The sequence below is a fragment of the Mesorhizobium sp. M2A.F.Ca.ET.067.02.1.1 genome, assembly GCF_004023285.1.
Lineage (GTDB): Bacteria > Pseudomonadota > Alphaproteobacteria > Rhizobiales > Rhizobiaceae > Mesorhizobium.
The window spans coordinates 1-10,232 of sequence record NZ_RZSB01000138.1 but is presented as its reverse complement, the minus strand read 5'-3'; the positions used below and the strand labels follow the sequence as shown (position 1 = coordinate 10,232).

Annotated in this window: 7 protein-coding genes; 5 read left to right on the top strand and 2 right to left on the bottom strand. The window is 64.2% G+C overall.

Annotation, left to right across the window (positions count from 1 at the left end):
• The 3 genes from EOA28_RS12740 to EOA28_RS12730 all read left to right on the top strand — a co-directional run.
• Positions 1-2,738, top strand: a 2,738-nt coding sequence (locus EOA28_RS12740) for a hydantoinase B/oxoprolinase family protein (RefSeq protein ID WP_128314930.1), incomplete at its 5' end; no start/stop codon positions are given.
• Positions 2,739-2,782: 44 nt separating this feature from the next.
• Positions 2,783-4,081 (top strand): DUF3419 family protein, encoded by a 1,299-nt coding sequence (locus tag EOA28_RS12735; RefSeq protein ID WP_127253843.1) that lies wholly within the window; start codon positions 2,783-2,785, stop codon positions 4,079-4,081.
• Positions 4,078-4,743 carry a class I SAM-dependent methyltransferase gene (locus EOA28_RS12730; protein ID WP_127253842.1) on the top strand — a complete coding sequence of 222 codons (666 nt, stop codon included), beginning with the start codon at positions 4,078-4,080 and terminating at the stop codon, positions 4,741-4,743. The genes EOA28_RS12735 and EOA28_RS12730 overlap by 4 nt, the downstream gene beginning before the upstream one ends.
• A gap of 110 nt (positions 4,744-4,853) precedes the next feature.
• Here the strand turns inward: EOA28_RS12730 and EOA28_RS12725 are convergent, their stop codons facing one another.
• Positions 4,854-6,236 carry a serine hydrolase gene (locus EOA28_RS12725; RefSeq protein ID WP_127386193.1) on the bottom strand — a complete coding sequence of 461 codons (1,383 nt, stop codon included), beginning with the start codon at positions 6,234-6,236 and terminating at the stop codon, positions 4,854-4,856.
• A 292-nt stretch (positions 6,237-6,528) separates the two neighbouring features.
• Between EOA28_RS12725 and EOA28_RS12720 the strand changes: the two genes are divergently transcribed.
• Complete coding sequence (locus EOA28_RS12720; protein ID WP_127253925.1) at positions 6,529-7,320, top strand: GH25 family lysozyme; 792 nt, start codon at positions 6,529-6,531, stop codon at positions 7,318-7,320.
• A 183-nt stretch (positions 7,321-7,503) separates the two neighbouring features.
• On the top strand, positions 7,504-8,682 hold the full coding sequence (locus tag EOA28_RS12715; protein WP_127386194.1) for a lytic murein transglycosylase: 1,179 nt from the start codon (positions 7,504-7,506) through the stop codon (positions 8,680-8,682).
• A 158-nt stretch (positions 8,683-8,840) separates the two neighbouring features.
• Here the strand turns inward: EOA28_RS12715 and EOA28_RS12710 are convergent, their stop codons facing one another.
• Positions 8,841-10,061 carry an alanine racemase gene (locus tag EOA28_RS12710; protein WP_127253879.1) on the bottom strand — a complete coding sequence of 407 codons (1,221 nt, stop codon included), beginning with the start codon at positions 10,059-10,061 and terminating at the stop codon, positions 8,841-8,843.
• Positions 10,062-10,232 lie beyond the last annotated feature (171 nt).

The window sequence follows — 10,232 nt, the reverse complement described above, 5'->3', positions numbered from 1 at the left end:
AGTCTGACGGCGAATATGAGCGCGCCTTCGATACCGAGGTCGCCGGCGTGCGCATCCGCGCGCCGATGATGCGCATCCACACGGTCGCCGCCGGCGGCGGCTCGATCCTGCATTACGAGGCGGAACGCTTCCGCGTCGGCCCGGATTCGGCCGGCGCCAATCCCGGCCCCGCCGCCTACCGGCGCGGCGGCCCGCTCGCCGTCACCGACGCCAATGTCATGCTCGGCAAATTGCAGCCCGATTTCTTCCCGGCGATCTTCGGCGCCGGCCAGGACCAGCCGCTCGACGCTGGCGCGGTTCGCGAGAAATTCACGGCACTTGCCGCCCAGATCGGCGACGGCCGTTCGCCCGAGGCGGTCGCCGAAGGCTTTGTCACCATCGCCGTCGAGAACATGGCCAACGCCATCAAGAAGATCTCGGTGCAGCGCGGCTATGATGTCACGGAATATCTCTTGAACTGTTTCGGCGGCGCCGGCGGCCAGCACGCCTGCCTAGTCGCCGACGCGCTCGGCATGGAAGCGGTGCTGATCCATCCCTTTTCCGGCCTGCTTTCCGCTTACGGGATCGGCCTCTCGTCGGTCTTCGCCTCGCGCCAGCAGGGTCTGCTGCAGCCGCTTTCCGAGGAATCCCGATCCGCGGTCGAGGCGCTCATCGCGGCCTTGCGCAGCGAGGTCGTCGCCGAACTCGGCGAACAGGGCATTGCCGAGGAGGCGCTTTCGACGAGGCCCGTGCTGCATGTCCGCTACGACGGCACCGACACGGCCCTGCCGGTGAATTTCGAGCATGGCTCGATCTTCCGCGCCAGAAGCGATTTCGAGGCCGCGCACAGGGCGCAGTTCGGATTCATCTATGACGACAAGCCGATCGTCGTAGAAACCGTCGCCGTCGAAGGCATGGAGGCCGCTCGACAGGACAAGGCTGAAACCTCCGCCCCTGACGGAGCGGCAGGAGTCGAGCCCAAGCCTTCGGAAAGCCGGCGCATCTATACCGAGGGCCGCTGGCACGAGGCCGGCGTCTATCGCCGTGAAAACCTGAGGCCATCCAACACGGTCGCCGGCCCCGCGCTGATCATCGAGCCGAACCAGACCATTGTCGTCGAGCCCGGCTGGCGGGCCGAAATCACCGGTCTCAACCACGTCGTGATCCGCCGCACGGAACGGAAAGCGCGTGCCGCGGCGCTCGGCACCGAGGCCGATCCTGTGATGCTGGAGGTGTTCAACAACCTCTTCATGTCGATCGCCGAGCAGATGGGCGTGACGCTGCAGAACACCGCCTATTCGGTGAACATCAAGGAGCGGCTCGATTTTTCCTGCGCCGTGTTCGACCGCCATGGCGCGCTGGTCGCCAACGCGCCGCACATGCCGGTGCATCTGGGCTCGATGGACCGTTCCGTCGAAACCGTCATCCGCCTGAATTCCGGCGACATCCATCCCGGCGACGTCTTCGCGCTCAACGCGCCGTACAATGGCGGCACGCATCTGCCCGACATCACGGTGGTGACGCCTGTCTTCGACGATGCCCAGAGCGAGATCCTGTTCTGGGCGGCCTCTCGCGGCCATCACGCCGATGTCGGCGGCACCGCACCCGGCTCGATGACGCCGCTTGCGACAACGGTCGATGAGGAAGGCGTGCTGTTCGACAATTTCCGCATCGTCAATCGCGGCCGCTTCCGCGAGACGGAGCTGGAGGCACTGCTGACCGACCATCCCTACCCCGCGCGCAATCCTGCCCAGAACATCGCCGATCTCAAGGCGCAGATCGCCGCCAACGAAAAGGGTGTGGCGGAACTGCGCAAGATGGTCGCGCATTTCGGCCTCGATGTCGTCGAGGCCTATATGGGCCATGTCCAGGACAATGCCGCCGAGAGCGTGCGCCGCGTGATCGAGCGGCTTCCCGACAGCGCCGCTTACGAATACCCGACCGACACCGGCCAAGTGATCAGGGTGAAGATCACCGTCGACCGGAAAAAGCGCGAGGCGACCGTCGATTTCACCGGCACCTCGCCTGTCATGGAGAACAATTTCAACGCGCCGGAGCCGGTGGCGCGCGCAGCCGTACTCTATGCCTTCCGCGTCATGGTCGAGGACATGATCCCGATGAATGCCGGGTGCCTCAGGCCGATCAACATCGTCATCCCCGACGGCTCGATGTTGAAGCCAGCCTACCCCGCCGCCGTCGTCGCCGGCAATGTCGAGACCTCGCAGCATGTCACCAACGCATTGTTCGGCGCGATGGGCGCCATGGCCAATGCGCAAGGCACGATGAACAACCTCACCTTCGGCAACAAGAAATACCAGTATTACGAGACGATCTGCTCCGGCTCACCGGCCGGCCGGATGAATTCGGGCCGCGGTTTTGCCGGCACCTCCGGCGTTCACACCCACATGACCAATTCGCGCCTCACCGATCCGGAGGTGCTGGAACTGCGCTTCCCCGTCGTGCTGGAAGACTTCCACATCCGCGAAGGCTCCGGCGGCAAGGGCAAGTGGAATGCCGGCGACGGCACCAGGCGCACAATCCGTTTTCTCGAGAAGATGGGATGCGCGATCCTGTCCTCGCATCGAAGCCGGCCGCCCCAGGGTCTCGACGGCGGCGGCGACGGCGAGTCGGGCTCGACCAAGGTCAGGCGCAATGACGGCTCGGTCGACATCCTCAAGGCCTGCGACCAGACCACGCTCGATGCCGGCGAAGCCGTCATGGTCACCACGCCGACACCTGGAGGCTTCGGAAGCGCGTAAGAATTCGTGACAGCCTGCCGTCAACAGGCTGTCACCTGCCTGTCATGACGCTGCGCTACCCGCTTGCGCCAACGCAAACGGGGAATCACCTTTCCATGTCGGACGTATCCGGAGAACTCGTTTATCGTCGAGGCAAGGAAGTCGGAAAGGCCGTCTACCAGAACCGCGCATTGTCGAAGGACGGCATTTCCGAGCGGCTCTTCGCCTTCCTGTTCTCCGGTCTGGTCTATCCGCAGATCTGGGAAGACCCGGATGTCGACATGGAGGCCATGCAGCTCGGCGCCGGTCATCGCGTCGTCACGATCGCCTCGGGTGGCTGCAACATTCTGGCCTACCTGACCCGCTCGCCGGCCAGGATCGACGCCGTCGATCTCAATGCCGCGCACATCGCGCTCAACCGCATGAAGCTGGAAGCGGTGCGCCATCTGCCGTCGCAAGGCGACCTCTTCCGCTTCTTCGGCGCCGCCGATACCAGCCACAATTCCGATGCCTACGATCGCTTCATCGCGCCGCATCTCGATGCGGTCAGCCGCCACTACTGGGAGCGTCGCAACTGGCGCGGCCGCCGCCGCATCTCGGTCTTCGACCGCAACTTCTACCAGACCGGCCTGCTCGGGCTCTTCATCGCCATGGGCCATCGCGTCGGCAAGCTGTTTGGTGTCGACCCGGCCGGCATCATGAAGGCGCAGAATATCGGCGAGCAGCGCCGCTTCTTCAACGAGGAACTGGCGCCCGTCTTCGACAAGAAGCTGCTGCGCTGGGCGACCTCGCGTAAGGCTTCGCTGTTCGGCCTCGGCATCCCGCCGGCGCAGTACGATTCGCTGATCACCTCCGGCGACGGCTCGATGGCGAGCGTCTTGAAGGCTCGGCTCGAAAAGCTCGCCTGCGATTTCCCGCTGAAGAACAACTACTTCGCCTGGCAGGCCTTTGCCCGCCGCTATCCGCAGCCCGGCGAGGCGGCGCTGCCTGCCTATCTGGAACAGCGCAATTACAAAACGATCCGCGACAACATCGATCGCGTCGCCATCCACCACGCCAACCTGATCAAGTTCCTGGCCGCCAAGGACGCCGGCAGCGTCGATCGCTTCGTCCTGCTCGACGCGCAGGACTGGATGACCGACGACCTGCTCAACGCGCTGTGGACCGAGATCACCCGTAGCGCTTCGGTTGGCGCCCGTGTCATCTTCCGCACGGCGGCAGAACCCAGCCTGCTGCCCGGCCGCGTCTCCAGCTCGCTGCTCGACCAATGGACCTACGAGGCCGACGCCTCGCGCGAATTCTCGGCAAAAGACCGCTCGGCGATCTATGGCGGCTTCCACCTTTACGTGAAGAGCGCAGCATGAGCACGACGGAGCTGCCGGCCAGCCATGCCGAACTGATGGACGGCGTCTACCGCTGGCAGCGCCACATCTACGACCTGACCCGCAAATACTACCTGCTCGGCCGCGACCGGCTGATCGACGGGTTGGACGTGCCGCAAGGCGGCACCGTGCTGGAGCTCGGCTGCGGCACTGGCCGCAACATCGCGCTGGCCGCCCGCCGCTTTCCCGACGCTCGCTTCTTCGGCCTCGACATCTCGGCCGAGATGTTGGAGACGGCCAATGCCGCCATCGCTCGCGAAGGTCTCTCCGGCAAGGTCAAACTGGCGCCCGGCGACGCCACCGATTTCGACGCCAAGGCGTTGTTCGACGTCGAGCAATTCGACCGCGTCTTCGTGTCCTATTCGCTGTCGATGATCCCCGGCTGGGAGAAGACGGTATCGGCAGCGCTGGCCGCGCTCGCGCCTGGCGGCTCGCTGCATGTCGTCGATTTTGGCCAGCAGGAGGGCCTGCCGCGCTGGTTCCGAACGATGCTGCGCGGCTGGCTGCGGAAATTCCATGTTTCGCCGCGCGCCTCGCTGCGCGACGTGCTTGAATCGGAATCGCAGCGCACCGGCGCAACCTTCCGTTTCAGAACGCTTTATCGCGGCTATGCCTGGCTCGGCATGATCGGATCCTCCAAATAGCAAGTGCTACTGGAGCAATTCCAGGAAAAGTGTGAGCGGTTTTCCGTCCGAAATTGCGTAAAAACAAATAGATAGGGCGTTTCGCCGTTTCTATGAAACGGTGAAACGCACTAGTGCAGCGCCTTCACCAGCGCTCCCACCATGGTCTGCGGCCGGTAGCCTAGCTTGGCCGGCGTCAGCCCAAGCCGCACCACCACCAGCTGCTCCGACGGAATGATCGCGACCGTCTGGCCGTCATGGCCTTCCATCCAGTAGGTGTCCTTGGGCAGACCGGCGGCAGCACCGGCGCCGGGCTTGTCTTCGTCGCCCGGGCCTTCGATCCAGAGCTGGCCTTTGCCGTAGACCTTCGACGCCAGCGCCGGCTCGCGCATCCAGTCGACGAAACCGGCAGGCAGGATCTGGTTGCCGTTCCAGGTTCCGCCCTGCAGCAGGAACTGGCCGAAGCGCGCCCAGTCATGCGCGGTGGCGTAGAGATAGGACGAACCGACGAAGGTGCCCTGCTCGTCGGTCTCCAGCACCGCGCTGTGCATGCCGAGCGGCTCGAACAGCGCCGTGCGCGGCCAGGCCAGCGCCTTGGCCTTGTCGCCGATCGCGTCCTGCCACAGCCGAGACAGCATCACCGCCGTGCCGCTCGAATAGGAAAACACCTTTCCGACCTCGCCGGTTAGCTGCTTGGCCTCGGCGAAGCCGGCCATGTCCGGCTCGAGATAGAGCATGCGCGTCACGTCGGCGACATCGCCATAATCCTCGTTGAATTCCAGCCCGCTCGACATCGCCATCATGTCGGCAACGCTGATGGCGGCGCGGCCATCGGCCTTCCACGCCTTGACCAGACCCTTGTTGTCGATCGCCATTTTGCCGTCCTTGACCAGCGTGCCGACGATCGCGGCATTGACCGTCTTGGTCATTGACCAGCCGAGCAGCGGCGTCTTGGCCGAGAAGCCGTCGCCATAACGCTCGGCGACGACGCGGCCGTTCTTCACCACCACGATGGCGCGCATGCCGGGTCCGGCCATGGCCGAGTCGTCGACGATTTTCGCGACCTCGGGATTTTGTGACGCATCCACGCGCTCGCCATCGGGCCAAAGCGCGTCCGCCTGCGCCGGTGCGGAAGCTGCCGCGCGCAGCGATGTCTGTCGCGCCTTCCCGGTATCACCGTCGGGAACCGAGGCGCAGCCGACGCCGTCGCGTTCCACCGCGACGCTCTTGCCCAGCACCCACAGCAGGCCGGCGGAGACAAGTCCCCTTTCCTTGTCGACGGAGATTTTCATCAGCCTGAGCAGCGGATGGCCCGGCGCCTGCACGTCGACGGCCAGAACCTGGTTAGCGTCGCGGCCGGCAATGAAGACGTTCGAGCAGACGATCTTGGCCGAATAGCCGGCGCCGACCCGGATCAGTTCCGGCGGCGCGAAATAGAGCCAGGCGAAGAGCGCGACCACCGCCAGGATCACCAGGCCAAGCAGACACTTGATGAACTTCGCGACAGCCCGCATCTTTCCCCGCCTCTTTGGATTCGCCGGCACGATTTATGTCATCGATTTGCCGCCATTGCTTCCGCAAAATCACCGGCGTAGTCGAGCGCCGTCAATGGATTATCAACCATGTTCGGCGATCAACTTGTCCATGTCGCCCGAAATTGCACAGCGGTTTTGGGACAACGACATGGACGGACAAATAAGGCGGACGATCTCGTGGGGCGATCGTCCGGCAGGGGGACGCGAGGTTAGCGACCACCATCAGTAAAGGACCCATCAGCGGCCGGCTGAACCCGGCTCGGGGAATATCATGCGCCGTCTCGCGGCCATCCTGATGCTGACGCTGCTCTGCGCCTGCTCAACCGTCGACGACCTTTCGCCGTTGTCGCCATCCTCGCAGACGGTCACCGTGCGCGCGCCCAAATTCGAGGATTCCAAGCCGCATGAGTGGGACAGCGGCGCGCCATGGACCTACGCCATCCACGGCACCGATGTCTCCAAATACCAGACCTCGGTCGACTGGCCCACCGCCAGGGCCAGCGGCATCACCTTCGCCTTCATCAAGGCGACCGAAGGCGGCGACCGCTTCGACGAGAATTTCAACGAGCACTGGGCACGCACCAGGGCAGCCGGAATCCCGCGCGCGGCCTATCATTTCTTCTATTTCTGCACGCCGGCGGAAGCCCAGGCGCGCTGGTTCATCGCCAATGTCCCAAATGACCCGTCAGCCATGCCGCCGGTGCTCGACATGGAATGGAACCCGAAATCGCCGACCTGCAGGCTGCGCCCCGATGCAGCCACCGTCCGCAGTGAGATGACCGTCTTTCTACAGATGGTCGAGCGTCACTACGGCAAGAAGCCGATCATCTACACCTCGGTCGACTTCTTCGACGACAACCAATTGGCGACGTTCCGCGGCTACCCCTACTGGCTGCGCTCGGTCGCAGGGCACCCGCGTGAGAAATACGGCAGCCATCCCTTCACCTTCTGGCAGTACACCGGCACCGGCATTGTGCCCGGCATGACCGGCAAGTCCGACATCAACGTCTTCAACGGCTCGGAAGCCGCCTGGAAGAAGTGGCTGCGGCAGAACACCCGTTGACATCGGCCCTCCCGCCTGCTTTTCGACACGGCGGGCGGCGAAACATGCAACCGCTGGTAATCCGGAGCGGCGCACTCGTGCGGGTGGCTGGCGCGGCTCCTGAATTTTGAAATCTCGCATGCGCCTGTGCGGTCCCAATCCGGGATCACAATCAGGTCATGCGCCGGTCTCGAAAGGAAAGCGATGCGATTGCGCGTTGAAATCCTGGCGGCGCTTTTTGTCGGCGCGTTTGCACTGCCCGCGGCGGCGCAGGAATGCGGCGGCGACTTCGAGACCTGGAAGCAGGGTGTTGCGGCCGAAGCCAAGGCGGCCGGCGTCGGCGAAACCGGGCTCGACGCGCTGGAGGACGCCACCATCGACGAGCGAGCGCTGGCGCGCGACCGCGCCCAGGGCGTCTTCACCCAGACTTTCACCGAGTTCTCCAACCGCATGATTTCGGCCTACCGCCTGAAGCAGGGCGCGGCCAATCTGAAGAAATATGCCGAAATCTTCGACCGCGCCGACAAGCAGTTCGGCGTCCAGCCGGCCATCATCGCCGCCTTCTGGGGGCTGGAGACCGACTTCGGCGCCGTGCAGGGCGACTTCCATACGCTGAATGCGCTGGTAACGCTTTCCCATGACTGCCGCCGGCCCCAGCTCTTCCGCCAGCAATTGGTGCCGCTTTTGACGCTCATCGATCGCGGCGTGCTGCCGGCCGACGTCAACGGCGCCTGGGCCGGGGAGATCGGCCAGACGCAGATCCTGCCGACCGACTATCTTGCCGAGGGTGTCGACGGCGATGGCGACGGCAAGGTCGATCTCAGGAACAGCGTGCCGGACGTCATCATGACGACCGCCAACAAGATCATGTCGCGCGGCTGGAAGCGCGACCAGCCCTGGGTCCAGGAAGTGCGCGTTCCCGACGACATGCCATGGGACCAGACCGGCCGCACCAACAAGCTACCGCTGTCGCAGTGGGCTCAGTGGGGCGTGACCGAGCCCAACGGCAACCCGCTTGTCGACAATGGCCTGAAAGCCGGCCTGGCGCTACCGATGGGCCGCAAGGGTCCCGCTTTCCTGACCTATGACAATTTCGATGTCTATCTCGAGTGGAACCAGTCCTTCACCTATGCGCTGACCGCCGCCGTTATGGCGACGCGGTTTGCCGGCGCTCCGCAATTCGACCCGCGCACGCCCGAGCAGGGCCTGAGCGGCGATCAAATGAAGGCGCTGCAGACCAAGCTCGAAGCCAAGGGTTACGATGTCGGCACGGTCGACGGCATCCTGGGCACCAACACGCGCGAAGCAATCCGCAAGGAGCAGACGCGGCTTGGCCTGCCCGTGGATGGCTGGCCGACGCCGGAGCTGTTGGCGAAGTTGTAGCGCCCTTTCCTTCTCCCCTTTGTGGGAGAAGGTGGATCGGCGCGCAGCGCCGAGACGGATGAGGGGTGTTCCAGCGGATGAGACGCTGGCTTTTCCTGGAGCACCCCTCATCCGTCGCCTTCGGCGACACCTTCTCCCACAAGGGGAGAAGGGGGAGCTTAATCCGCCATCGTCTCCAGGCTCGCGAACCCCTGCGGCGCGTCGCCTTCGTCGAACGGCGTCGTCACCTCCACGAATGTGTCGGGGTAAAAGCCGTTGAAGCGGGTCCTCAGCGACAGCGAGTAGGCGCCGATATGGCCGATCTCGATCCAGTCGCCGGTGTCGACCGTTTCCGGCAGCCAGAACGGCCTGGACAGGATGTCGACGGAATCGCAGGTCGCGCCGCAGACCTTGAAGGGCACGATGTTTTTCTCGTCGCCATTACGCGTGCGGATCGCCGGATCGGGGATGAAGCGGGCCGGCAGGGTGATCTTGCCTGTCCATGAATCCGACAGCGAGGCCCAGATGCCGTCATTGATGTAGAGCCGCTTGCCCTTGCGCAGCAGCACCCGCACGATCAGCGACAGGCAGCGCGCCACGATCACGCGTCCGGGCTCGGCCACCAGCGGCATCTGGTCGAACTGATACTCCGTCAGGTCGCCGGCAAGCCGCGACATCAGCTGGCCGAGCGAAGGCATCTCGACCTGCTTGCGGTATGGATCGTGGCCGTATTCGGCGGGGAAACCGCCGCCGACATCGAGCCCGGCAATGTCGAAGGTCAGGCGATTGCGCACCCAGTCGGCCGAGGCCAGCGCCCGCTCATAGGTGTCGGGATCCTCGATCTGGCTGCCGACATGGAAGCAGAGGCCAACCTTGTAGCCGGTCCGGTTCAGCCGCTCAGCAAGCTCGACCGCATTGGCCGGCCCGGCGCCGAATTTCTTCGACAATTCGTAAGCCGCATGGCCCTTGGTCTGGATGCGCACGAAGACGGTAATGGCGCCCGGGTCGATATCGAGCGCCCGCACGACGCGCGTCAGCTTGGTGATCTCGTCCTCATGGTCGAGCGAGATCACCCGGATGCCGTATTTCTCCAGCGCCAGCTTGATGTCCGACTGCGCCTTGACCGGGTGCATGTAGAGCATCTCGGCATCCGCCGAGACGGCGCGCACGGCCGCGAACTCTCCCGGCGAAGCGACGTCGAAGGTGCTGACGCCGGATTCCACCAATGTCTTCAGCACGATCTGCTCACCATTGGTCTTCACCGCATAGGCGGTCTTGCCGGGAAACATGCCCATGAACTGCAGGGCATCCGCCTTCAGCACCTGCGGGCGGAAACAGTAGACCGGATCGTCGGGACGAAGCGCCAGTGCCGCATCGCGGGCATTTTCGAATCGCTGCATGGACGAATCCTCGGGGCTGGAGCGCGCACAATTAATCCTAGCTAGCCGCCAAAGAAAACAGTTCTGTGTCTGGCGACCCGACGCGGCCGGTTGCACATTTTGCCAAAGCTAAACCACCAGTCAGGTTTCGGGTGGCCCTTGCCGGCGAACGCATTATCGGTTGGTGAGGTG

Bases quoted from the DNA above. Each gene is read 5' to 3' on its own strand.
- EOA28_RS12720 (WP_127253925.1), top strand. From the start codon at position 6,529: ATGCGCCGTCTCGCGGCCATCCTGATGCTGACGCTGCTCTGCGCCTGC.
- EOA28_RS12710 (WP_127253879.1), bottom strand. From the start codon at position 10,061: ATGCAGCGATTCGAAAATGCCCGCGATGCGGCACTGGCGCTTCGTCCC.
- EOA28_RS12715 (WP_127386194.1), top strand. From the start codon at position 7,504: ATGCGATTGCGCGTTGAAATCCTGGCGGCGCTTTTTGTCGGCGCGTTT.
- EOA28_RS12730 (WP_127253842.1), top strand. From the start codon at position 4,078: ATGAGCACGACGGAGCTGCCGGCCAGCCATGCCGAACTGATGGACGGC.
- EOA28_RS12735 (WP_127253843.1), top strand. From the start codon at position 2,783: ATGACGCTGCGCTACCCGCTTGCGCCAACGCAAACGGGGAATCACCTT.
- EOA28_RS12725 (WP_127386193.1), bottom strand. From the start codon at position 6,236: ATGCGGGCTGTCGCGAAGTTCATCAAGTGTCTGCTTGGCCTGGTGATC.